The sequence below is a fragment of the Campylobacter mucosalis genome, from assembly GCF_013372205.1.
Taxonomy (GTDB): domain Bacteria; phylum Campylobacterota; class Campylobacteria; order Campylobacterales; family Campylobacteraceae; genus Campylobacter_A; species Campylobacter_A mucosalis.
The window spans coordinates 1320274-1345271 of the sequence record NZ_CP053831.1 but is presented as its reverse complement, the minus strand read 5'-3'; the positions used below and the strand labels follow the sequence as shown (position 1 = coordinate 1345271).

Annotated in this window: 21 protein-coding genes, 1 tRNA gene and 1 pseudogene; 18 read left to right on the top strand and 5 right to left on the bottom strand. The window is 35.5% G+C overall.

Features of this window, described 5'->3' with window-relative positions:
- Window positions 1-7: 7 nt before the first annotated feature.
- The 6 genes from CMCT_RS06980 to mnmA are packed head-to-tail and all read left to right on the top strand — an operon-like array spanning window position 8 to window position 4611.
- Window positions 8-346, top strand: coding sequence for a hypothetical protein (locus CMCT_RS06980; protein ID WP_034968687.1), 339 nt, complete (start codon window positions 8-10; stop codon window positions 344-346).
- Complete coding sequence (locus CMCT_RS06975; RefSeq protein WP_034968689.1) at window positions 321-1022, top strand: RNA polymerase sigma factor FliA; 702 nt, start codon at window positions 321-323, stop codon at window positions 1020-1022. Before CMCT_RS06980 ends, CMCT_RS06975 begins: the two co-directional genes overlap by 26 nt.
- The gene (gene fliM / locus CMCT_RS06970; RefSeq protein WP_034968692.1) at window positions 1022-2119 is read left to right on the top strand and encodes a flagellar motor switch protein FliM; all 1098 of its coding nucleotides are present in this window, start codon (window positions 1022-1024) and stop codon (window positions 2117-2119) included. The genes CMCT_RS06975 and fliM overlap by 1 nt, the downstream gene beginning before the upstream one ends.
- Window positions 2109-2960, top strand: coding sequence for a flagellar motor switch protein FliY (gene fliY, locus CMCT_RS06965; RefSeq protein WP_034968744.1), 852 nt, complete (start codon window positions 2109-2111; stop codon window positions 2958-2960). Before fliM ends, fliY begins: the two co-directional genes overlap by 11 nt.
- A gap of 1 nt (window position 2961) precedes the next feature.
- Complete coding sequence (locus CMCT_RS06960; protein WP_034968695.1) at window positions 2962-3552, top strand: LOG family protein; 591 nt, start codon at window positions 2962-2964, stop codon at window positions 3550-3552.
- Between the two features lie 39 nt (window positions 3553-3591).
- Window positions 3592-4611, top strand: a complete 1020-nt coding sequence (gene mnmA / locus CMCT_RS06955) for a tRNA 2-thiouridine(34) synthase MnmA (protein ID WP_034968696.1) — start codon at window positions 3592-3594, stop codon at window positions 4609-4611.
- A 22-nt stretch (window positions 4612-4633) separates the two neighbouring features.
- On the opposite strand, the gene CMCT_RS06950 is transcribed toward mnmA, so the two are convergent.
- The 3 genes from CMCT_RS06950 to nadD are packed head-to-tail and all read right to left on the bottom strand — an operon-like array spanning window position 4634 to window position 6558.
- Complete coding sequence (locus tag CMCT_RS06950) at window positions 4634-5674, bottom strand: OmpA family protein (protein ID WP_051654874.1); 1041 nt, start codon at window positions 5672-5674, stop codon at window positions 4634-4636.
- Between the two features lie 9 nt (window positions 5675-5683).
- The gene (rsfS, locus tag CMCT_RS06945) at window positions 5684-6022 is read right to left on the bottom strand and encodes a ribosome silencing factor (protein ID WP_211436520.1); all 339 of its coding nucleotides are present in this window, start codon (window positions 6020-6022) and stop codon (window positions 5684-5686) included.
- The gene (gene nadD / locus CMCT_RS06940; RefSeq protein ID WP_171993487.1) at window positions 5998-6558 is read right to left on the bottom strand and encodes a nicotinate (nicotinamide) nucleotide adenylyltransferase; all 561 of its coding nucleotides are present in this window, start codon (window positions 6556-6558) and stop codon (window positions 5998-6000) included. The genes rsfS and nadD overlap by 25 nt, the downstream gene beginning before the upstream one ends.
- Window positions 6559-6635: 77 nt before the next feature.
- Between nadD and gap the strand changes: the two genes are divergently transcribed.
- From gap to CMCT_RS06885, 12 genes are all read left to right on the top strand, one after another.
- Complete coding sequence (gene gap / locus CMCT_RS06935; protein ID WP_034968698.1) at window positions 6636-7634, top strand: type I glyceraldehyde-3-phosphate dehydrogenase; 999 nt, start codon at window positions 6636-6638, stop codon at window positions 7632-7634.
- On the top strand, window positions 7634-8839 hold the full coding sequence (locus tag CMCT_RS06930; protein ID WP_034968700.1) for a phosphoglycerate kinase: 1206 nt from the start codon (window positions 7634-7636) through the stop codon (window positions 8837-8839). The genes gap and CMCT_RS06930 overlap by 1 nt, the downstream gene beginning before the upstream one ends.
- A complete protein-coding gene (locus CMCT_RS06925) occupies window positions 8836-9519 on the top strand; it encodes a triose-phosphate isomerase (RefSeq protein WP_034968702.1) in 684 nt (227 codons plus the stop codon). Before CMCT_RS06930 ends, CMCT_RS06925 begins: the two co-directional genes overlap by 4 nt.
- Window positions 9520-9657: 138 nt before the next feature.
- Complete coding sequence (gene fabI / locus CMCT_RS06920; RefSeq protein ID WP_034968704.1) at window positions 9658-10473, top strand: enoyl-ACP reductase FabI; 816 nt, start codon at window positions 9658-9660, stop codon at window positions 10471-10473.
- 86 nt (window positions 10474-10559) lie between these two features.
- Complete coding sequence (locus tag CMCT_RS06915) at window positions 10560-11489, top strand: ribose-phosphate pyrophosphokinase (protein WP_034968751.1); 930 nt, start codon at window positions 10560-10562, stop codon at window positions 11487-11489.
- Window positions 11490-11577: 88 nt separating this feature from the next.
- Window positions 11578-11652: transfer RNA gene (locus CMCT_RS06910), tRNA-Asn, on the top strand.
- Window positions 11653-12000: 348 nt separating this feature from the next.
- Window positions 12001-12135, top strand: a complete 135-nt coding sequence (locus CMCT_RS09465; RefSeq protein WP_280525191.1) for a hypothetical protein — start codon at window positions 12001-12003, stop codon at window positions 12133-12135.
- 11 nt (window positions 12136-12146) lie between these two features.
- Window positions 12147-13541, top strand: a complete 1395-nt coding sequence (locus tag CMCT_RS06905) for an SNIPE associated domain-containing protein (protein ID WP_034968705.1) — start codon at window positions 12147-12149, stop codon at window positions 13539-13541.
- A 255-nt stretch (window positions 13542-13796) separates the two neighbouring features.
- The gene (locus tag CMCT_RS06900; protein WP_176325083.1) at window positions 13797-16349 is read left to right on the top strand and encodes an autotransporter domain-containing protein; all 2553 of its coding nucleotides are present in this window, start codon (window positions 13797-13799) and stop codon (window positions 16347-16349) included.
- Window positions 16350-16590: 241 nt separating this feature from the next.
- The gene (locus tag CMCT_RS06895; protein WP_176325082.1) at window positions 16591-17679 is read left to right on the top strand and encodes a hypothetical protein; all 1089 of its coding nucleotides are present in this window, start codon (window positions 16591-16593) and stop codon (window positions 17677-17679) included.
- Complete coding sequence (locus CMCT_RS06890; protein ID WP_176325081.1) at window positions 17630-19117, top strand: autotransporter outer membrane beta-barrel domain-containing protein; 1488 nt, start codon at window positions 17630-17632, stop codon at window positions 19115-19117. The genes CMCT_RS06895 and CMCT_RS06890 overlap by 50 nt, the downstream gene beginning before the upstream one ends.
- Window positions 19118-19356: 239 nt before the next feature.
- Window positions 19357-21912: an autotransporter outer membrane beta-barrel domain-containing protein gene (locus tag CMCT_RS06885; RefSeq protein WP_176325080.1), complete on the top strand. Its 2556-nt coding sequence runs from the start codon at window positions 19357-19359 to the stop codon at window positions 21910-21912.
- Between the two features lie 299 nt (window positions 21913-22211).
- Here the strand turns inward: CMCT_RS06885 and CMCT_RS06880 are convergent.
- A pseudogene (locus CMCT_RS06880) lies at window positions 22212-22349 on the bottom strand (hypothetical protein); the annotation flags it as partial.
- A 123-nt stretch (window positions 22350-22472) separates the two neighbouring features.
- Window positions 22473-24992, bottom strand: coding sequence for an autotransporter outer membrane beta-barrel domain-containing protein (locus CMCT_RS06875; RefSeq protein ID WP_176325079.1), 2520 nt, complete (start codon window positions 24990-24992; stop codon window positions 22473-22475).
- Window positions 24993-24998 lie beyond the last annotated feature (6 nt).

Sequence of the window (24998 nt, the reverse complement as noted above, 5' to 3'; positions counted from 1 at the left end):
AAATGGTATGAGAGCGGAAAATTTTATAGCATTTTTTACGGTTTGTGGTTTTTTTGTGGGGCTTATTTTTACTATCCTTAGTTCTAATGACGCGATAGAAATGATGATTCATACCATACTTGTGACGTTTTTCTTTTACTTAATTATCCATATTATCATTATGAACTATGTCGATGTCAGACGTGCGATGAAGCAGTTTTTTGACAAGCAAAAACACGAAGATGTGGCTGAGTATTTAATGGGCGAACTTGCCATTAGAGAAAAAAGAATGGAAAATTTAGTTGTTAATGTAGCAATGAATAAGGCTGGAGCTGAAAAAAATGCAAGAAAAGCAAAAGCGGCCTAATCCATACCAAAACGCCATAAAAAAAGAGCAAGATGATGTTGTAATAGCCTATATGCCAGCACTTCGTGCTATGGCATATCGTCTAAAAGAGCGTTTGCCATCAAGCATAGATGTAAATGACCTTATGAGTTGTGGCGTTGAGGAGATGATAAAGCTAAGTCGCAAATATGACAAAGAGCAAAATGACTCGTTCTGGGGGTATGCAAATAAGCGAGTTTATGGTGCTATGCTTGATTATCTAAGAAGTCTAGATGTTTTAAGTCGCTCAAATAGAACCCTGCTAAAGAGCATAAATAGCGAAATAGACGCTTACTTTAATGAATTCGAAGAAGAGCCTGATGATGAGTATTTGGCCGCTAAACTTGGCGAAGATGTTTCAAAAATAAGAGACGCAAGAGGTGCGGCAGCGGTGGCTAGTGTTTTACCTCTTGATGATCAGCTCGGACTTTTAAGTGACTCAAATGTTGAGGAAAAGGTAGAAAGAGATGATCTTATTAGGCGTATTGAGGGTATTTTAGAAGGCTTTGCAAAACGCGATCAGTTAGTTATTCAGTTATATTATTATGAAGAGTTAAATTTAAAAGAGATAAGTGAGATAATGAAAATAAGTGAGAGCAGAATTTCACAAATTCACAAAAAACTTTTGAGTAAGCTTAGAGAGAGCTTGGGGGCTTAATGGCAGATATTTTAAGTCAAGAAGAGATAGACGCGCTACTTGAAGTTGTCGATGAGGGTGGCGACGCTGTCGAAATGGAGGTGCCTGAGAGCACAAAAGATGAAAGACAGATAATTATTTATGACTTTAAACGCCCAAACAGAGTAAGCAAAGAGCAACTTCGTGCGATTAAAGGTATACACGATAAACTTGCAAGAAATTTGGCCTCTCAAATTTCAAGTGTTATGAGAAGTATCGTTGAAATCAGGCTTCATAGCGTAGATCAGATGACTTATGGCGAGTTTTTGATGAGTCTTCCAAGCCCTACAAGTTTTAACGTATTTTCAATCAAACCGCTTGATGGAAACTGCATTTTAGAGATAAATCCGAGCATTGCTTTTCCGATGATCGACCGTCTTTTGGGCGGAAATGGCGAAAATTTTGAAACAAGCAGAGAGCTTACTGATATCGAGATAAACCTGCTTGATGCCGTGCTTAGAATGATAATGCAACGCCTAAAAGAGAGTTGGGCGATGATAACTGATATGTATCCAAACGTTGAAGCAAAAGAGAGCTCCCCAAACGTCGTACAAATCGTTAGTCAAAATGAGATTGTCATAATGGTTGTAATGGAGATTATCGTAGGCAACTCAAGTGGCATGATAAACATTTGCTATCCTGTTATATATCTTGAGCCGATTTTAAGTCGCCTCGCAAACCGCGACATAATGCTTGGCGAAACGAGTGCAAAAAAGAGTCGAAATAAAGAGCTAAAAACGCTTATCGGCAGGGCTGAAATTTTATATGAGGCGATACTTGGAAAGACTGTTATTAGCGTAAATGAGTTTTTGGACTTAAAAGAGGGTGATATTTTAAGACTTGATAGGGGAGCTGATGATAAGGCTATTGTTTCGATTGATAAAAAAGAGGTATTTTTAGCTGAAGTAGGGCTTCATCGCTTTAGAAAATCAATTAAGATCGAGCAACTCATACGCTCTGATAAAGATGAGATTAAGAGTATACTAGAACGCTACGAAGAGGAGCGAAAGGCAAAACTTGTAGCATACGAACACGAAGAAAACAACCAAGAAGAAGAGAACGATGAATATGATGAATGATTTTTTTAATATCTTTGTAAATGAGATAAAAGCTACGATTGAAGGGCTTACTGGCAGAGTGCCTGAAGTTGGGGAGCGAAATGACTACGAGGCAAACGCTCAAAGTGGCATAAGACCGCCTGTGGTTGTAGCAAACGTAGCTATAAAAGGCGATATAAACGCGAAAGTCTTGCTAGTTTGTACACCTGTTTTAGTGAGTGCTGTTAGCGAATGGATGATGGGTGAGGAGGAAATTTCTCGTAATGAAAATTTAGGCGATGATGAGCTTGATGCGGCTAAAGAGATATTTTCAAATCTGCTTGGCGCGTTTAACACATCTTTAGGTGCTCAAAAGAGTTTGCCAAAGATGACTTTTGAAGTGATTGGAGTTAGCTTTCTTGACACTAATGCCAATCTAGACTTAAGCTCGTTTGCAAAACTTTCTTTGTTTGATGTGACGCTTGAAGATCTAAACGAAAATTTCGGTTTTGTGTATGATAGTGTGCTTTTAAATGTTTTTGAGCCAAAACCACAAGCCGTGCCAACTCCTGAAGCAGCTAAAGCTGGTGGTTTAAAAAACGAGTTTAGTGCTGAGGAGATGAGAAATATCAATCTCATAATGGACGTTAGGTTGCCTATTCGCGTTCGTATCGGCTCAAAACGTATGCTTTTAAAAGATGTTTTGACTATGGACATAGGCTCTGTTATCGAGCTTAATCAACTAGCAAATGATCCGCTTGAAATTTTAATAGGAGATAAGATTATTGCTTATGGCGAGGTTGTGATTATTGATGGAAACTTTGGAATTCAGATCACTCAAATAGGCACAAAACGCGAACGTTTAGAGCAACTAAAGGGCTAGTTTGAGTGAGTTTTTAGACGAGTTTGTAAAATTTCAGGGAATTTTGGGGCATAAAAATAAAAATGTAACCTTTTTTGGCTCAGCTAGATTGCCGATGTCAAGCCCATATTGCAAACAGGCAAAGGAGTTAGCATTTATGCTAAATGAAGCTGGACTTGCTGTTTTAACTGGTGGTGGAGACGGCATTATGAGAGCTGCAAATATGGGAGCTTATGAGAGTGCAAAAGCTCCGAGCATAGCGTTTAATATAAGATTGCCGTTTGAGCAAAAGACAAATCCGTTTATCACAAATAGCTTTGTTTTTTCTAGCTTTACCCCAAGAAAATTTGCCCTTATAAACTACTCTATCGCTTTTGTTGTTTTTCCTGGCGGTTTTGGCACACTTGATGAGCTGTTTGATATACTTGCCCTTACTCAAACCAAACTTCAAAAAGCGAAAATTTTTCTTGTAGGCTCTATTTTTTGGGCTGGGCTTGATAATTTTATAAAAACTACACTTATTGATGAAAAACTAATCAGTAAGGATGATGTAAATTTGTATCATATCACCGATGATATCGGATTTATTGCTAGTGAAATTTTAAAAATTTAAAATTTTAAGATATAATCACTCCTTTTTTAAAGGATTTTTATGAAAATAATGGTAGCTATGAGCGGTGGCGTCGATAGCACGATGACCGCGAAATTCTTAAAAGAGCAGGGGCACGATGTGCAAGGCTGCTATATGAAACTACACTCAAAGCCTGGATATCACGAGGAGAATATACGCAAGGTAAATAAAGTCGGCGATTATCTTGGCATTAAGGTGCATATTTTGGATTTACAGGATAAATTTAACGAATTTGTCTATGATCCGTTTGTGAAATTTTACAAAGATGGCCTCACGCCAAATCCTTGTGCTTTGTGTAATAGATTTATCAAACTTGGTGCGCTTTTGGAATTTGCTAAATCGCAAGGCTGTGAGAAACTAGCCACTGGACACTATGTGCAGGTGATAGATGGTTTAATAACATCAGCGCTTGATCCCAGTAAAGATCAGAGCTATTTTTTGGCTCAAGTTCCAAAAAGTGCCTTAAATGATATGATTTTTCCGCTTGGCGATAAGTTTAAAGCCGATATAAAAGAGCTTGCAAAGGCTGTGCCAGTGTTAAGCGAGTTTGGCACACAGGCTGAAAGTAGCGAAATTTGCTTTGTTGAGGACACTTATGTTAAGGTTTTACAAAAGCATTATAACACCGACTTGCCAGGCAATGTAGTAGATAAAAATGGCAATGTCATCGGCACTCATCAGGGCTATATGCACTATACTATCGGCAAACGTCGTGGTTTTGAGGTTTATGGCGCACACGAGCCACACTTCGTGCTTAGGATAAATGCCCAGAAAAATGAAATTGTCGTTGGCACAAAAGATGATTTAAAACAAAAGATTGTAAATTTAAAAGATGTAAATATGTTTATAGATGAGAGTGAATTTGAGTGCGAGGTAAAAATTCGCTACCGAAGCCCAAAAATAAAGGCCAAGGTTAAGGTTGATCGCTCAAACAATACAGCCACTCTTACGCTAAACGATGACGCTTTTGGCGTGGCAGCTGGTCAGATGTGTGTGATGTATAACGGCGATAGCGTTATTGCTAGTGGATTTATAGTATAAAAGCCCCAAATTGGGGCTACAATTATTTTATGACGTGAGCTTCTACGCGTCTATTTTCGCATCTTCCCTCTTTTGTGCTATTATCAGCCTTTGGTGCGTCTTGTCCATAGCCAACAGCTTCAAGTTTAGATGAATCTACTCCAAGCTCGATAAGTTTTTCTTTTACAGCATTAGCCCTTCTTTGAGATAAGTGCGTGTTGTAGTCGCTGTTTCCGATATTATCAGTGTGGCCTTGTATTTGCATTTTGTTGCCACTTTTTGTGATGTAGTCAGCTAGTTTTTGAACGTTTTGTGTAAATTCTGGCTTGATATAAGAGCTGTCAAAGTCAAAATTTATATTAAAGCTATAAACGCCGTTCTCCCAATTGCCATCAGTAATGGCTAGTTTTGTGCCTATCTCATTTAGTGCGGCTGCCATATCTTTTGAGTCTTTTATGTCGTAGTATTTGCCTAGTTTGTCAAGTTGGCAGTTTGTGTATTCTTCTGCCTCATAGCCTAAAACATAGGTTGAAATTTCAACATACGGATTTTCTGACTCTAGTTTTTTTAGCTGTGTCATTGGGCTTCCACCGCAAGTATCGCAACCATCGCTTATTATGATTAGATGAACCTTTTTGCTTGGCTGTTGTTTAATAAAGCTATTTGCCTCATCTATCGCTTTTGCAAGTGGCGTGTAGCTATCTTTTTGTGCTTGTAGTAGCTCTGTTTTGGCGTTAAAATAATCAACATTAGCCGTTGCTTTTATGTCTGTATTAAGTGAACATACATCCTTGCCGTTATCCGTGCTTTTAACGTAACCAAAGCTAATTAGCCCTAAATTTGTCTTTTGCGTATCTAGCGTTAAGATAATGTCTTTTAGGTTCTTTTTTGCTGTCTCCATTCTGCTTAAGCCTGAGTGTTTGTCGGTCTTTGTCATCGACTCAGACGTATCTATAACAAACAACGTAAGTGGTTTTTGAGTATCTACTACTTCATTTTGTACCATTTGCTCTAAATTTTTGCTATTTGATGCACAACCTGCTAAAATCATAGCTATGGCAAAAACTCCAATTTTTTTGATCATCTCTTCTCCTTAAATTTCAGATCTGTTTTTTAGTTTGTTTAAAAGCTCTTCTATGTTGTACTTGGCTCTAAACTCCGCACTTAAAAGGTGTATGAGTATATCTCCAAGATCGCACACGACCCACTCTCCTGAGCTTTCTATACCTAAAAACTCCTCTCCTAGGGGCTTTAGCTTCTCCTTTAGCTCGTCCGTTAAAGATAGTGCGTGGCGTTCAGCCATAGTAGTTGCTATAATGACGTAATCAACGAAGTAATCACGCTCTTTCATATTAAAGACTTGAATCTCTTCAGCCTTTTTTTCGTCTAAAATTTTGACGATATTTTCTATACGTTTTGAAATTTCTTGCATTGCTCTCCTTGGTAAAAATTGATAACTTCATCTTTTATTTGATTTGGAATTCTATCGCTTATTAGCTCGTTTCTTATGCGAGATGAGCTAATATCTTCATTTATATCCATTGTCTTAAAACCACTTGGTATATCGATATGATCGCGTTTTGCGATGATAAACGTGCATAGTTTTTTCAGTGCGTCTATCTCGTGCCACTTATCAAGTGAGCTTAAATGATCCGCACCTATTATAATATATAATTTATCTATGTCAAGAGTATCATAAAGGTGTCTAGCAGTTTGAATAGTTGGCACTGGGCGATTTTGTTCTATCTCAAATTTGCTTATACTAACTCTATCAAATTTGCCCCAAATTTTATTAACCCAAGCAAATCTAACCTGTGGTGGGGCTGAAAATTCATCTTTAAATGGGCTTATGAACGTTGGCATAACAATAAGCCTATCGATATCTAAAATTTCAAGAGCATTTTTGACGATACTATCGTGTCCCATGTGAGGCGGATCAAAGCTACCGCCAAAAAGTGCTATTTTCATAAAATTTTGCCTTATTTATACGTTTCTAAATTTGTTTTTTGTAAAATTTGGACCTATTATATCAGTAAGGAGCTAAAATGTCAGTTAAAATCGCAATAAACGGCTTTGGTAGGATAGGTAGGTGTGCAGCACGTATTATCCTTGAGCGTAGTGACTGCGAGCTTGTGGCGATAAATGATACAGCAAAGCGTGATATGACACGTTATTTGCTAAAATTTGACACCGTGCACGGGGAGTTTAAGCACGATGTTAGAGTTATAAATGATGATTATATTGAAGTTGATGGCAAAAAAATAAGAGTTTTTTCAACTCGTGACGCAAATGAGCTTGATTTTGCCAGTTATGGTGCAGATGTTGTGCTTGAGTGTACTGGTGCAAATTTAACAAAAGAGAAGTGTGAGCCATTTATAGCAAATGGTGTTAAAAAGGTGGTAATGTCAGCCCCTGCAAAAGATGATACGCCAATGTATGTAATAGGTGTTAACACAGATAGCTACAAAGGCGAAGCTATCATATCAAACGCAAGTTGCACCACAAACTGTCTCGCCCCTGTCGTAAAAGTCCTAGATGATAAATTTGGTGTAGAAAAAGGGCTTATGACTACTATTCACGCATATACAAACGGACAAAGTATTTTAGATGTCAAAGCTAAGGATTTTAGGCGTTCTCGTGCGGCAGCTGTAAATTTAATCCCAACCACAACAGGTGCAGCAAGAGCTATCGGCAAGGTTATGCCACATTTGCTTGGTAAATTAAACGGCGGTGCTATACGTGTGCCAGTGCCAAACGTTTCGCTTGTTGATTTGACTGCTGTTTTAAAAACAAAGGTTAGCGTAGAGGATGTAAACGAAGCATTTAGAGTTGCTTCAAGAGAGAATTTTAAAGATAAAATTTTCATAGATGACGAGTATCTTGTTTCAAGCGATTTTATGACTCATCCAGCAAGCTCTATCTTTGTGCCTGATACTACGCAAGTTGTATGTGATGATCTTGTAAAAGTGATCGCTTGGTATGACAATGAGTGGGGTTACTCCGCACGTTTGGTCGATATGGGCGTGTTTGTAGGGGGTAAATAATGGACAGCATAATCTTGGTAAAAGATATCGATATCGCTGGTAAGAGCGTATTTATAAGGTGTGATTTTAACGTGCCGATGGACGAGTTTGGCAACATAACTGACGATAGGAGAATTTTTACCTCACTTCCAACCATAAAATACTGCCTTGATCAGGGCTGTAAAATCGTTTTGGCTTCGCATTTGGGACGCCCAAAAAATGGCTATGAAGACGCGTTTTCGCTAAAGCCAGTGGCAAAGCGTTTGTCATTTTTACTTCATCAAGATGTCATAATGGCAAAAGATGTCATAGGAGATGACGCTAAGATGAAGGCTAAAAACCTAAAAGCTGGTGAAATTTTACTTATTGAAAATTTACGTTTTGAAAAGGGCGAAACCAAAAACGACGAAGCTTTGGCAAAAGCTTTAAGCGAGTTTGGTGAAATTTACATAAATGACGCTTTTGGTGTTTGTCACAGAGCTCATAGTTCGGTTGAAGCTATAACAAAATTTTATGATGATAACACAAAGGCTGCTGGATTTTTGCTTCAAAAAGAGATAAATTTTGCCGAAAAGCTTATTAAAAAACCAGCACGTCCATTTGTGGCGGTAGTTGGCGGAAGTAAGGTAAGTGGCAAACTTCAGGCTTTAAAAAATCTACTTCCACGTGTTGATAAGCTAATAATTGGTGGCGGTATGGCTTTTACATTTTTAAAGGCTCTTGGTGAAAATATCGGCAACTCGCTACTTGAAGAGGAGCTTATTGACGAGGCACTTATGGTGCTTAAAAAAGGTAAGGAGTTGGGGGTTAAAATTTATTTGCCTGTCGATGTAGTCGCAGCTCAAAGCTTTTCAAATGAGAGTGCTGTAAAATTTGTAACAGCTCAAGAAATTCCAGCTGGTTGGATGGGACTTGATATAGGACCTGCTAGTATAAGACTGTTTCAAGAGGCACTAATAGACGCTCAAACCATTTGGTGGAACGGACCTATGGGTGTGTTTGAGATGGATAAATTTTCAAAAGGTAGCATAAAAATAAGCCACTGTATAGCTGAAACTCACGCAACAACCGTTGTGGGCGGTGGAGATACCGCAGACGTCGTAGCTCGTGCCGGAGATGCCGATGAGATGACGTTTATATCAACTGGTGGAGGAGCAAGTTTGGAGTTAATTGAAGGCAAAGAGCTACCAGGCGTAAAACCGCTAAGAAAAAGGGTTGAAGCGTGATTTTTGCGGCCAACTTAAAGTGCAATCACACCAGAAATAGCTTTAACGAATACGCTCTAACTTTAGAGCAGGAGCTAAATGCAGATGAAAATGTTCTAGTATTTGCACCTGCTAGTGCTTTTTTGGAGGGTGAGTTTAAATTTGCCCTTGGAGCACAAAATTTCTATCCGTGTGAGAGTGGGGCGTTTACTGGCGAGATTGGCAAAGCTATGCTTGATGAGTTTGGGATAAAAAATGTTTTGATCGGACACTCAGAAAGACGTGAAATTTTAGGCGAAAGCGAGGAGTTTTTAAGGGCGAAATTTGATTTTGCTGTTAAAAACAACTGGACGATAGTTTACTGCGTGGGCGAGAGTTTGCAGGTGTTTGAGAGCAAAGAAACAAAGGAGTTTTTAACCAAACAGCTTAGCAACATTGACCTAGATTATAAAAATTTAGTTATAGCTTATGAGCCAATTTGGGCAATAGGCACCGGAAAGAGTGCAGACACCAAGCAGATAGCTGAAATTTTAGAGTTTTTAGCTACTTTAACTCACGCACCACTTTTGTATGGCGGAAGTGTAAATGCTAAAAATATTGCCGAAATTTGCAATATTGATAGTTGTGGTGGCGTTTTAGTTGGCACTGCTAGTTGGGATGCTAGTAATTTTTTAAATTTAATTAGCACGGCTAAAAGCTAAATTTTAAAATAGAGTGATTTTTAGGGTTGTGTAGCGAAAATTTTGCGTAAGCTAAACATTTAGTCTGCTAGGTAAAATTTCAAGCTCATTTAAAAGCACTCACAATATAAAAGCAACCAAATAAAAAAGGAGAAAAGTATGATAATGAATGGCAAAAAAGGTCTAATCGTCGGCGTTGCCAACGCCAAATCAATCGCTTACGGCATAGCACAGGCTTGTCACGAGCAGGGAGCAAAACTTGCTTTTACGTTTTTAAACGACGCTCTTAAAAAGCGTGTAGAGCCGATAGCTGCGGAGTTTGGAAGTGAATTTGTTTATGAGCTTGATGTAAATAACGAAGAGCACCTTAACACAATTGCAGATAAGATAAGAGCAGATTTAGGCGAGATAGATTTTATCGTTCACGCCGTTGCTTACGCACCAAAAGAGGCGTTAGAGGGCGAGTTTATAAACACCACAAAAGAGGCGTTTGATATCGCTATGGGGACATCTGTTTATTCGCTTTTAAGCCTTACTCGTGCGGTTTTGCCAGTGCTTAAAGAGGGTGGTTCGGTGCTTACTTTGACATATCTTGGCGGTCCAAAATTTGTGCCTCATTATAATGTTATGGGCGTTGCAAAGGCTGCACTTGAAAGCTCTGTTCGCTACTTAGCACACGATTTGGGTGCAAAAAATATCCGCGTAAATGCCATTTCAGCAGGCCCCATTAAAACACTTGCAGCTAGTGGCATAGGCGACTTTAGGATGATTTTACACTATAACGAGGTAAATTCTCCTCTAAAACGCAACGTAACGACTGAAGACGTGGGTAAATCAGCGATGTATCTTTTAAGCGATCTTGCAAGTGGCGTGACGGGTGAGATTCACTACGTTGATTGCGGATATAATACAATGGGTATGGCTGATATCACAACTGATGATGAAGGTAATACGATTTTAGCTATAAACAAATAAAATCTAGGGGTCATTTGACTCCTGGAATTTACAAGCTTAAGCTCGTTTTGGCTAAAATAACTCAAAATTTTTATTCAAGGTTTTTTATGAGAGGCTACAAAATTTTTTCAGGAACAGCAAATTTGGAATTTTCAAAAAAGATAGCACAGTATCTTTCTCTTCCTCTTAGTGAGGCTAGTATTAAGCGTTTTAGCGACGGCGAAATTAGCGTTCAAATAGGCGAAAGTGTGCGTGGCAAAGATGTGTTTGTTATCCAGCCAACCTGTGCTCCTGCAAATATAAATTTAATGGAACTTTTAATACTCACAGACGCACTTAAGCGAAGCTCTGCTAGTTCTATAACTGCGATAGTGCCATATTTTGGCTATGCAAGACAAGATAGAAAGGCTGCACCAAGAGTGCCGATAACCGCAAAACTTGTTGCAAATATGATGCAAGTAGCTGGGATTGACCGCGTTGTTACGATGGATTTACACGCTGGGCAAATTCAGGGCTTTTTTGACATTCCAGTTGATAACCTTTATGGAAGTATTGTTTTTAACGACTATGTAAAGGCTAAAAACCTGCCAAATCCAATTGTCGCAAGTCCAGATGTGGGTGGTGTTGCTAGAGCTAGGGCGTTAGCAAAAAAACTAGAGCTTGATATGGTTATAGTCGATAAGCGTCGCGAAAAGGCAAATGAGAGCGAAGTAATGAATATCATCGGCGACGTAAATGGTAAAGATGTGATACTAGTTGATGATATGATAGATACCGCAGGAACGATAGTAAAAGCCGCAAAAGCATTTAAAGAGCGTGGAGCAACTAGTGTAATGGCGTTTTGTACACATCCTGTACTAAGTGGTGCTGCGTATGATAACCTAAAAATGGGCTATCTTGATGAGCTTGTTGTGACAGATACCATACCTTTAAAAGAGGAGCTTGGGTGTATAAAGGTTGTTAGTGTTGCACCGCTTTTTGGCGAAACAATTAGACGAATTTATCATAATGAAAGCGTAAATGGCTTATTTGTTTGATTTTTTAGCTTAAATTGTGAAATTTAAGCTAAATTTTATTGACAAAAAAGTTTTTTTTATATAAAATTGCAACTTCATTCATAAGCATTCCGGATTAGCTCAGCGGTAGAGTAGTCGGCTGTTAACCGATTGGTCGCTGGTTCGAATCCAGCATCCGGAGCCACTTTTATTTAAAAATCCATTTTAATCCCTCTTTAATCAATATTTAATGTTAATATGTTGCGCTGGATCTTAAAAAGTAAATTACATCACCACGGTTTTGTTTTGATACCAATCTAGTATAAGGTTTGTGGTTAGCTCCCTATTATTTCTTGCTTATGTAGCTATGTTTAATCTTAAACCTTTAAATAAGTTTAAGATTGTATAATTCCATAAAGAATAGTAATAGATATAATTGTAGACGGTACTGAAAAAGGTGGCAAACGCATCAAATTTAGGTACTTAAGAGTTATGGCAACAAAAAAGCCCTAAATGACTTCATAATCAAGCTAAACGACATAAAGGAGGAGGTATGAAAGTACAAAACAACAAAGAAAATAGAGATCGGCTAAAAAGAATGATCGATAGAGCTAAGCGGGTATTAGAAAAAAAAGAAGAATCACGTGCCAAGCTTTATGAAAAATATATAAAAAATAATTTTAAGTAAAGGATTTTGCTATGGAAGGTTTGATTACTATTTTAGTTATAGTGGGTGTATCTGCTTATTGTGGATATAAAAAAGGCTTAGGTAAAGCAGATATGTTTAATGGTGTTAGAAAAAAATATGAAGAAATATTCGAAGAAAATAAAAAATTAAATACAAAAAATCAAAATTTAAATCAACGAAATCAAGAGTTGATAACGAGTATAGATAAATTCGCACGAGAAGAAAAAGAAATTTTATATGTAAAAGATAATTTAAACCAAGTAAAGCAAAAAATTAGCAAATTATCAAAAATAGAAAAAGATATATCAAAAAATGAGATAAAACTAAAAGAGTTAATAAATAAAGCTGACTTGTATTCTCGTATAGATGAGTTGATAGGGTATGGACATTTTGAAACTCCAAATTATCTATACGAAATGTCCCAATCGTTTGTAGAAGCTATAAAAATAAATCGGAACAAACAAAAAAAGATGATAACAGATAAGGTGGCAATAGAATACGCAGAAAATAACATCATAACAAATTTTACATCTTTAAATAATCAGATATTTAAAAACACGTCAAAGTTGATGATAAAAACATATAATATCGAGTGTGATTTTTTAATAGAAAAGGTAACGCCGTCAAATTTTAGTAAAACTTTAGAAAAAATTTGGGGACTAGCAACTGAAATAGAAAAAATATCGCCAACTCTTGAAATTGTGTTTAATGATAAATATATTGAATTAAAAATGCAAGAGTGTGAATTGGTGTATCAATATAAATTAAAAAAACAAGAAGAAAAAGAAGAACAGATACTTATAAGAGAGCGTATGAATGAAGAAAAAAGAGCAAATGCAGAATATCAAAAAGCTATAGATGATGCGAAAAAAGAGGAAGAAATATACGAAAAATTACTAAATAAAGTGAAGTTGGAGCTAGAATATGCAACAAGCGAAGAAAAAGCGTTAAAAGAGAAACAGATAGAAGAGCTTGAAGCAAAGCTAAAAGAAGCAGAAGCAAATAGTCAAAGAGCAATTAGTTTGGCACAGCAAACAAAAAGGGGCTATATATACATTATAAGCAATATAGGTAGTTTTGGAGAAAATGTTTATAAAATAGGAATGACAAGAAGACTAGAGCCGATGGATAGAATAGATGAATTAGGAGATGCTAGTGTGCCATTCAAATTCGATGTTCACGCGATAATATATTGCGAAGATGCACCTAATGTAGAGTATCAATTGCATAAATATTTTGCAAATTCAAGAGTAAATGCTGTAAATTTTAGAAAAGAATTTTTTAAAGTTTCTTTGCAAGAAATCAAACAAGCATTGGATGAGATAATAAAAGATGAGTATGAGTTTAAAACAACGATATTAGCTGAAGAATATTTTGAAAGTTTAAGACTTAGAAAAAATAGCTAGCGGAGTCAAAAAAATGACTGCTCTAGCTTGTAAGTGTGAGAATATACACGATAAGTTTAAGTCCCAAACAGCTAAGACTTAGGTCTTGGCTGTTTGGGAGTATGACTTTATAATCCTAACTCATTGATCTAATTTATACCTAAAAAAACATCAAAAAGTAAAACTTTATTTAAAAAGCATTATAAATTTTAACATTACTTTAAGTGGGGGGGGTAAAATACCATTGTGATTTCTACAATAATTTAAGGAGTTAAAATGAAATTTTCAAAGATTGCATGTGTTGCACTTTTAAGTGCTAGTATATCTACGGTTGCGTTGGCTCAACAAGCCCAGCCTCAACAAGTTCGGAAAACCAAATTAGAACTTCTAGAAGAAATTAAAAAAGATGAAGTAACTAGAACAGCAGGCTATAATACAATTGTTGAAGCTATAAACGAATTGCGAACCATAGGTTATGATAAATTAAAAACTTGGAGTGGAGATAAAAGCAATACTGATACTGATATAAATACAAAAATTTACAGCGCATTAGAAAAAATACAAAAAGCAACAGCAGACATCAAAAATAAAGATAAAAAACTTAAAGTAACCAAAGAGAGCTCAACACTTACAATAACTCAACAAGGAGAAATAAAAATACTTATAAAGGGAGATGGTAATACGGCAGTTAACGGTGGCAACGATCAGGAATTAGTCCTAAGTCTTGAAACTTTTAAAGCCGATAATAAAGAAAAAATAAAAGATATTTTTGCTGAAAACAACAGAGATGTTTGGGAGGCATTTATAAAAGATTTTACAGCACAGCATAATGTAGAACAAAAAGTTAGACTTAAAGCTATAGATAGAGCAGCGTTAAAAGTTGTGCAAGATACTCCCGCCGATCAAGTTATCAATCCTAATGACAGATATTTATTATTTATTGAAAATAAAAGCCTTGTGGAAAATGCTGCTAAAGCAAGTATGAAAGACGGGCAAGCTGCTCTTATAGAAGCACGTGCCGCGGTAGACAAAGCCATAAAAGAAGTAAGTGAAGACAAGTTAACGTTACTAAGCAAAGACAATGCAGGGATAATCAAACAAGAAACTACTGTAAATGCGCTCATAAAAACATTAGAAGAAGCAAAGAAAAAAAATAGCAATGATGAAGCGGCTGTTAAAGCAAAAGCCGACGCATTAATAGCTGCCATAGATGCAGGTGTAAAGCTACAAACTAAAGCAAACAATGGTAGAGCACTAACCAAAGAGGACATTAATGGAATAAAGAATGGCACTGCAAATAAAGATGATTTTGATAATGGTGGCGCAGATAATACAACTAGTGATGAGAATAAGGCTAAAATCCTAGATTCCCTTATAGGCAATAATCAGAATTCTGGTGCTCAAAAAGCAGTAAAGGAAGCAAATCAGGTAATAGAAAAAGTAATAGATAAAATAGAGAAAGTCACAGAAGCAGAAACTGTAATTAAAGAAGCAAATAAAGTTATAGCTAAGTATGCAAGCGAATCCGCAAAAGCAACCAGCGACGAAGGCATCGCAAATGCTAAGTCAAAGGCTCTAAATACAGCTATAAAAGATAAAAAACCTAGTGACCAAATCGCAAAAGCCCAACAAGAACTAAAAAACGCAGCTAATGCTCGTGCAACAGGTGTAACAAAGGTTGCAAACCTAGAAGAGAAACAAGGTGAAGTATTAGGATCATTTACTGATACTGTCTTAGCAAATGATACTGTAAAATCTATAGTAACCTCATATAATGCAAAAGAACTTGCTGATACTGCAAAAGCACTAAACACATCAATAGAGCAAAGCCAACGATCACAGAACAAAGGTACATCTACTGATATCATAATGTTTAATACAGGACTTGCTACAAACACTCGCTTAGCAAAACTATCAAACCCATTTAATGCAGACCTAGCACTAGCACAAGCTATTAATGAGCTAGAAGGAGAAACATTTGCTGATGCTGGTGATAGTCTATCAAGTGTAATAAAAGAGTATACAAATAGATTTAACCATGATAATAACCTATGGGGTAATATCTTTGGTGGTAAAGGTAAAATAAAAGACTCTGCTAATCCAAGCATTTGGGGTGTAACACTAGGTTATGATAAAGCATTTGATAACACTATAGTTGGTGGATTTATCAACTATGCAAAAGTACAATCAAAAGATTCACAAGTAAGAAGTGAATCTGATAACTATAGCTTTGGTGTATATTCAAGAAGCTACTTTGATCAAAGCGAGATAGATGCTAAGATTGGATATGGATTTGGAAGAAATGAACTAAGCAGACATGCAATGGATTCTAAGATAGGTACTTCAACAGGAAAGTATGATAGTAAATTCTTTGATGTAGATGTTGAGTATGGTTATGTATTTGGTTTAGGTAATGCTATGTTTATTAAACCTATAGCAGGTCTATCATATACTCATATTAAACATGATGGCTTTACAGAAGATGGTAATGTTCCTGCTATATTTGGTAATACAACTCTAAAGACACTAAAAGCAAAACTTGGTAGTGAGTTTAGAGTATATACTGATAATGCAGGCTACTTTTATATAACTCCTGGTGTAGAAAGAGAACTTAGTAAGAGTGCAAATGACCTTAGTGTAAAATTTGTAGGTTCTAGTAAAGATGTAGTGTTTGATGCTGATAAGAAAAAGAATACATACATTACTCTTAAGACTGGTGCTGAGTTTAAGATTACAAACAATCTAAGCACAAACATTAACTTTGGTGCAAAAGCTAAAGCAAAAGAACAATACTACAATGGAACACTTGGAGTTTCTTATAAATTCTAAGATACATACAATAAGTATGCATACAAACATACAATAAACATACATACATACTAAACAGCTAAGACTTAGGTCTTGGCTGTTTGGAAGTATGACTTTATAATCCTAACTCATTAATCTAATTTACACCTAAAAACATCAAAAAGTAAAACTTTATTTAAAAAGCATTATAAATTTTAACATTACTTTAAGTGGGGGGGGGTAAAATACCATTGTGATTTCTACAATAATTTAAGGAGTTAAAATGAAATTTTCAAAGATTGCATGTGTTGCACTTTTAAGTGCTAGTATATCTACGGTTGCATTGGCTGATAATGAATTAAAAAATCTGCAAGATGCTAAAATAGATGAAGTAACTAGAACGGCTGCTTACAAAGAGATTCTTGAAGTTGTAAATAGCTTAAAAACTATAGGTTATGAAAACTTAGCTAAATGGAATGGAGCTAAAGCAGTCAATGACGGTGTAGATCAACTAAAAGAGGATGTAAATGGTAAAATTTATGACGCTTTTGGAAAAATAGAGGGATTAAAAGACAAAATAGCCCCAGGGGCTTCTGATTTGATAATAAAAGGTAGCAAAAACTCAAAATTAGTAATAGGAAGCGATAAATCCATAAAAATAACCATAGCTGATGATGGCAATACGGCAGTTCAAGAAACCAGCCTGACACTTTCAGATTTTGAAGCTCTTAATAAAGATAAAATAAAAGAGATATTTGCCGAAAACAACAGAGACGTTTGGCAAGCCCTTATAAAAGATTTCACAAATAAACATAATGAATTAAAGGCTAAAAGAGACGCTAAGATACAAGAAGAGAGTTTGAAATTCGCTGCTTCAGACCAAAGTTTAGTAGTTACACCCAATGATAAATATTCAGCATATATTGAGAGCAAAAATGATGTGAAGAACGCTATCAATGCAGATATAAAATCAAAGCAAGGCGCAGTTGTAAAAGCCAAAGAGGAAGTGAGTAAGGCTATAAAAGCTACAGATGCCAAGATAGTAACTTTGCTCAGCACAGATAATAAAAAGATAGCAGAGCAAGAGACTCTTGTGTCAAACGTATTAAATCAGCTAAATACAGCAGAAGCTAAGGGTAAAACACAAGAAGGTAACATAGAAAAGGCAGCTGCACTAAAAGCAGCCATAGATGCAGGTGTAAAACTTAAAAGAAAAAATGCAGAGGATACACTTCTAACCAAAGGTGACATTGATGCTATCCTTGCTGGCACAGCAAATAAAGATGATTTTGACAATGACAATGTACCTGATTTGTCAGGAGATGAAAATAAAGGAAAAAGTTCTAAATGCTCTTATTGGAGATGTTGGTAGACAAGAAGGCGCTGCCAATATGACAAACAAAGCAAAACAGGAGATAGAAAAAGTTACAAACAAGATAAATGACGTATCAGACAAAGAAACCGAGCTTAAAGCCTCAAACGATCTTATGGCTAAATTTGAAGATGTAGTAGCAAAAGCAACCAGTGATGAGAGTATTACAGCCACCAAGTCTACTGATCTAAAATTAGCCATAGAAAGCAAGGATACCGACCAAATAAAAACAGCCCAACAAGAACTAAAAAACGCAGCTAATGCTCGTGCAACAGGTGTAACAAAGGTTGCAAACCTAGAAGAGAAACAAGGTGAAGTATTAGGATCATTTACTGATACTGTCTTAGCAAATGATACTGTAAAATCTATAGTAACCTCATATAATGCAAAAGAACTTGCTGATACTGCAAAAGCACTAAACACATCAATAGAGCAAAGCCAACGATCACAGAACAAAGGTACATCTACTGATATCATAATGTTTAATACAGGACTTGCTACAAACACTCGCTTAGCAAAACTATCAAACCCATTTAATGCAGACCTAGCACTAGCACAAGCTATTAATGAGCTAGAAGGAGAAACATTTGCTGATGCTGGTGATAGTCTATCAAGTGTAATAAAAGAGTATACAAATAGATTTAACCATGATAATAACCTATGGGGTAATATCTTTGGTGGTAAAGGTAAAATAAAAGACTCTGCTAATCCAAGCATTTGGGGTGTAACACTAGGTTATGATAAAGCATTTGATAACACTATAGTTGGTGGATTTATCAACTATGCAAAAGTACAATCAAAAGATTCACAAGTAAGAAGTGAATCTGATAACTATAGCTTTGGTGTATATTCAAGAAGCTACTTTGATCAAAGCGAGATAGATGCTAAGATTGGATATGGATTTGGAAGAAATGAACTAAGCAGACATGCAATGGATTCTAAGATAGGTACTTCAACAGGAAAGTATGATAGTAAATTCTTTGATGTAGATGTTGAGTATGGTTATGTATTTGGTTTAGGTAATGCTATGTTTATTAAACCTATAGCAGGTCTATCATATACTCATATTAAACATGATGGCTTTACAGAAGATGGTAATGTTCCTGCTATATTTGGTAATACAACTCTAAAGACACTAAAAGCAAAACTTGGTAGTGAGTTTAGAGTATATACTGATAATGCAGGCTACTTTTATATAACTCCTGGTGTAGAAAGAGAACTTAGTAAGAGTGCAAATGACCTTAGTGTAAAATTTGTAGGTTCTAGTAAAGATGTAGTGTTTGATGCTGATAAGAAAAAGAATACATACATTACTCTTAAGACTGGTGCTGAGTTTAAGATTACAAACAATCTAAGCACAAACATTAACTTTGGTGCAAAAGCTAAAGCAAAAGAGCAATACTATAATGGAACACTTGGAGTTTCTTATAAATTCTAAGATACATACAATAAGTATGCATACAAACATACAATAAACATACATACATACTAAACAGCTAAGACTTAGGTCTTGGCTGTTTGGAAGTATGACTTTATAATCCTAACTCATTAATCTAATTTACACCTAAAAACATCAAAAAGTAAAACTTTATTTAAAAAGCATTATAAATTTTAACATTACTTTAAGTGGGGGGGTAAAATACCATTGTGATTTCTACAATAATTTAAGGAGTTAAAATGAAATTTTCAAAGATTGCATGTGTTGCACTTTTAAGTGCTAGTATATCTACGGTTGCATTGGCTGATAATGATCAGCTAACTGGGTTGCTTAGTGCAAAAAATTACCAAGCAACAAAAGAGGCTGCTTATCAAAATATTATGAAAGCCATAAAGGATTTACAAAACATAAAGTATGCCAACTTAAAAAACTGGAATGGTGATGCAGCTGGAGACGGTAAAAATGGTCTCTCAGCAGAGCTAAATACAAAAATTTACAATGCATTAAAAACCATCAAAGACAATAAGGAGAATATTAAAGGTCTTGAAAAACTTGAAGTGGCAAGTGGCACCTCAAAACTAACAATAGAGACAAATGGAGATATAAAATTAATTATAACTGAGGATAGTGGCAAACACACAGCAGTTAATAATGGTGGCTCTGATGCGATAACTTTAACTCTTGAAGATTTTAAAAGTGGTAGCGGTCAAAATAATGACAAAATAGAAAAGATGTTTGCTGACAACAATAAAGATGTTTGGGATAAATTTATAGAAGAATTTATAAAAGAACACAATAGGTTAAAAGCTAGTAGAGACTCAGAAATAAATACAGAAGCATTAAATCTTGTAAAAGCTGCTGGTGGCGTGGTTGATCCAGATGATCAGTACTCAGCATTCATTGAAAATAAAAGCACTATAGATAATGCTATTAAAGCAGACATAGCCGCAAAAGAAAAAGCTGTTACAGATGCTCAAGGTAAAGTAGATGAAGCGGTAAAAAAAGTAGTTGCAGATAATTTAAATCTACTAAGAAAAGACAATGCAGGGATAATTAAACAAGCGGAGGCTATTAACGCACTTGCAAAACAGCTAGATGATGCAAAACCTTTAGAATCAAAACAAGAAAATAACATACAAAAAGCAACAGCATTAAAAGCAGCCATAGATGCAGGTGTAAAACTTAAAAGAAAAAATGCAGAAGCTACACTTCTAACTAAAGATGACATTGATGCTATTCTTGCTGGTGGTGCTGGTAAGGTAAAAGTGGTTGCAGGTGATTTTGATGGTAATGCAAATGATTTAACAGGAGATGCCAATATAGGAACGGTTCTAAATGCCCTTATAGGTGAAGTTGGTGTTAGTGGCGCTCTGCAGGCAAAAGAAATAGCAAAAACAGAAATAGAAAAAATAACGCAAGAGATAGAAAAAGTAGACACAGCAAACGGCGAACTTAAAAAATCTAACAAACTTATGACTGACACAGATAAAACTATTGCGACAATTACTAGTAGCGAAGAAATAGCGTTTTTTAAATCTACCGCACTAGATAATGTTATACAAAATAAACAATCTGACCAAATCGCAAAAGCCCAACAAGAACTAAAAAACGCAGCTAATGCTCGTGCAACAGGTGTAACAAAGGTTGCAAACCTAGAAGAGAAACAAGGTGAAGTATTAGGATCATTTACTGATACTGTCTTAGCAAATGATACTGTAAAATCTATAGTAACCTCATATAATGCAAAAGAACTTGCTGATACTGCAAAAGCACTAAACACATCAATAGAGCAAAGCCAACGATCACAGAACAAAGGTACATCTACTGATATCATAATGTTTAATACAGGACTTGCTACAAACACTCGCTTAGCAAAACTATCAAACCCATTTAATGCAGACCTAGCACTAGCACAAGCTATTAATGAGCTAGAAGGAGAAACATTTGCTGATGCTGGTGATAGTCTATCAAGTGTAATAAAAGAGTATACAAATAGATTTAACCATGATAATAACCTATGGGGTAATATCTTTGGTGGTAAAGGTAAAATAAAAGACTCTGCTAATCCAAGCATTTGGGGTGTAACACTAGGTTATGATAAAGCATTTGATAACACTATAGTTGGTGGATTTATCAACTATGCAAAAGTACAATCAAAAGATTCACAAGTAAGAAGTGAATCTGATAACTATAGCTTTGGTGTATATTCAAGAAGCTACTTTGATCAAAGCGAGATAGATGCTAAGATTGGATATGGATTTGGAAGAAATGAACTAAGCAGACATGCAATGGATTCTAAGATAGGTACTTCAACAGGAAAGTATGATAGTAAATTCTTTGATGTAGATGTTGAGTATGGTTATGTATTTGGTTTAGGTAATGCTATGTTTATTAAACCTATAGCAGGTCTATCATATACTCATATTAAACATGATGGCTTTACAGAAGATGGTAATGTTCCTGCTATATTTGGTAATACAACTCTAAAGACACTAAAAGCAAAACTTGGTAGTGAGTTTAGAGTATATACTGATAATGCAGGCTACTTTTATATAACTCCTGGTGTAGAAAGAGAACTTAGTAAGAGTGCAAATGACCTTAGTGTAAAATTTGTAGGTTCTAGTAAAGATGTAGTGTTTGATGCTGATAAGAAAAAGAATACATACATTACTCTTAAGACTGGTGCTGAGTTTAAGATTACAAACAATCTAAGCACAAACATTAACTTTGGTGCAAAAGCTAAAGCAAAAGAACAATACTACAATGGAACACTTGGAGTTTCTTATAAATTCTAAGATACATACAATAAGTATGCATACAAACATACAATAAACATACATACATACTAAACAGCTAAGACTTAGGTCTTGGCTGTTTGGAAGTATGACTTTATAATCCTAACTCATTAATCTAATTTATTAATCTTAACTTTATCACTATTATGTAGCATCCGTACAAGATTGTATCTCTAAAATCAGCTAAAATTCTGTCATATTAAAAAATTAAATAAATGATAAGCTATGGCAGAATCTCACGTAATATCAGCCCTTACAGCTGTTATATAAATATCTACATATTTTTATACCTAAAAACATTTTGTAGATGTTGGCGTTATGCTGTTTGCTTTGTTGTATTCATCTTGGATTTTTCGTCTTTGTGTCGTTATGTCAATGGCTTCTTGCATTGAGTTTGTAATCTTTTTACAAAATATCACAACCATGCCATTTATGTTGAGTTAGAGTTATAAAGTTAGGATTATAAAGTCATACTTCCAAACAGCCAAGACCTAAGTCTTAGCTGTTTAGTATGTATGTATGTTTATTGTATGTTTGTATGCATACTTATTGTATGTATCTTAGAATTTATAAGAAACTCCAAGTGTTCCATTGTAGTATTGTTCTTTTGCTTTAGCTTTTGCACCAAAGTTAATGTTTGTGCTTAGATTGTTTGTAATCTTAAACTCAGCACCAGTCTTAAGAGTAATGTATGTATTCTTTTTCTTATCAGCATCAAACACTACATCTTTACTAGAACCTACAAATTTTACACTAAGGTCATTTGCACTCTTACTAAGTTCTCTTTCTACACCAGGAGTTATATAAAAGTAGCCTGCATTATCAGTATATACTCTAAACTCACTACCAAGTTTTGCTTTTAGTGTCTTTAGAGTTGTATTACCAAATATAGCAGGAACATTACCATCTTCTGTAAAGCCATCATGTTTAATATGAGTATATGATAGACCTGCTATAGGTTTAATAAACATAGCATTACCTAAACCAAATACATAACCATACTCAACATCTACATCAAAGAATTTACTATCATACTTTCCTGTTGAAGTACCTATCTTAGAATCCATTGCATGTCTGCTTAGTTCATTTCTTCCAAATCCATATCCAATCTTAGCATCTATCTCGCTTTGATCAAAGTAGCTTCTTGAATATACACCAAAGCTATAGTTATCAGATTCACTTCTTACTTGTGAATCTTTTGATTGTACTTTTGCATAGTTGATAAATCCACCAACTATAGTGTTATCAAATGCTTTATCATAACCTAGTGTTACACCCCAAATGCTTGGATTAGCAGAGTCTTTTATTTTACCTTTACCACCAAAGATATTACCCCATAGGTTATTATCATGGTTAAATCTATTTGTATACTCTTTTATTACACTTGATAGACTATCACCAGCATCAGCAAATGTTTCTCCTTCTAGCTCATTAATAGCTTGTGCTAGTGCTAGGTCTGCATTAAATGGGTTTGATAGTTTTGCTAAGCGAGTGTTTGTAGCAAGTCCTGTATTAAACATTATGATATCAGTAGATGTACCTTTGTTCTGTGATCGTTGGCTTTGCTCTATTGATGTGTTTAGTGCTTTTGCAGTATCAGCAAGTTCTTTTGCATTATATGAGGTTACTATAGATTTTACAGTATCATTTGCTAAGACAGTATCAGTAAATGATCCTAATACTTCACCTTGTTTCTCTTCTAGGTTTGCAACCTTTGTTACACCTGTTGCACGAGCATTAGCTGCGTTTTTTAGTTCTTGTTGGGCTTTTGCGATTTGGTCAGGTTTCTTCTCTGTTATGGCTTTCTTGAGGGCTCCTAGTTTATCTCCTGCAATATCTGAACTGCTAGTGACTTCTGCAATAACTTTGTTTGCCTTAGCCATAAATTCATTTATTTCAGAAAGTTCAGACTCCGCGTGTGTTACAGCTGCTACTGCACCTGTTACTTTACCTATCTCGGTTTTTGCAGCTTCTACTGCCTTTTGAGCACCAGCATTGTTATTCTCACCTATAAGTGCGTTTAGAACATTAGCTTTTTTTGTGTTGTCTGTTAAGTCAGTTTGTTGACCATCAAAATCAGTCGCAGTCGCAGTGCCAGCAACAATCTTATTAACGTCTTCTTTGGTTAGCAGCTTGCCATTGTTTGCTTTAGTTTGCAGCTTTACACCTGCATCTATGGCAGCTATTAATGCGTCGGCTTTTGCTTTAATATCTGAATCGGCATTACCACCTTGATCTTTTGCTTTAGTCAATTTATCTGTAAGTGCACCAATATCAGTTGATTGCTTTTCAATTGCTTTTTTGTCTGTGCTACGAAGTGTTAGCGTATCTTTTTTTACACCTGCTATTGCTTGGTTTAATTCTTTTTGTTTTTCTGTGACATTAGCTTGTCCTTCTTTTACATCATTTTGGATTTTATTTAGTATAAAATCTTTATTTACAACAAATGCTTTGTATTGATCGTCTTTTTCATCTATTGTGTCATATTGTTTTATAATATTTTCCACAGCACTGTCTATAGCACTCTCTCTTTCCTCTTTTTTTTCATTGTGCTTTTCTTTAAATTGTTCTACAAACGATTCCCAAACATCTTTGTTATTTTCTGCAAACATAGCATTTATCTTATCATGAATGTTGCCGCTATTTTTAAACTCATCAAGAGATATAGCTATTTCTTGACCACCATTATCAACCGCTGTGTTATCACCGCCTGTTATTTTTAATTTTATAACTCCATGTTCATCTATTGTTAATGTTGAACCATCTTTGCCATCTAGTTGGATAGATCCACTTTCTGTAATTTTGGTTTTTTCAGTTTTTATCACTTCAAGAGCTTTATAAATTTTTGTATTTATATCAGTATCAGAAGTACCTTTGTCTCCGGTCCATTTGCTTAGTTCACCGTAAATACTACCCAACTCATTTACGGCTTTAAGAATTTTATTATAAGCAGCTGTTCTAACTAATTCACTCTCTTTGTTCTTAATTAGATTTGCCACATTTTGATTTGGTTGAGCCAACGCAACCGTAGATATACTAGCACTTAAAAGTGCAACACATGCAATCTTTGAAAATTTCATTTTAAC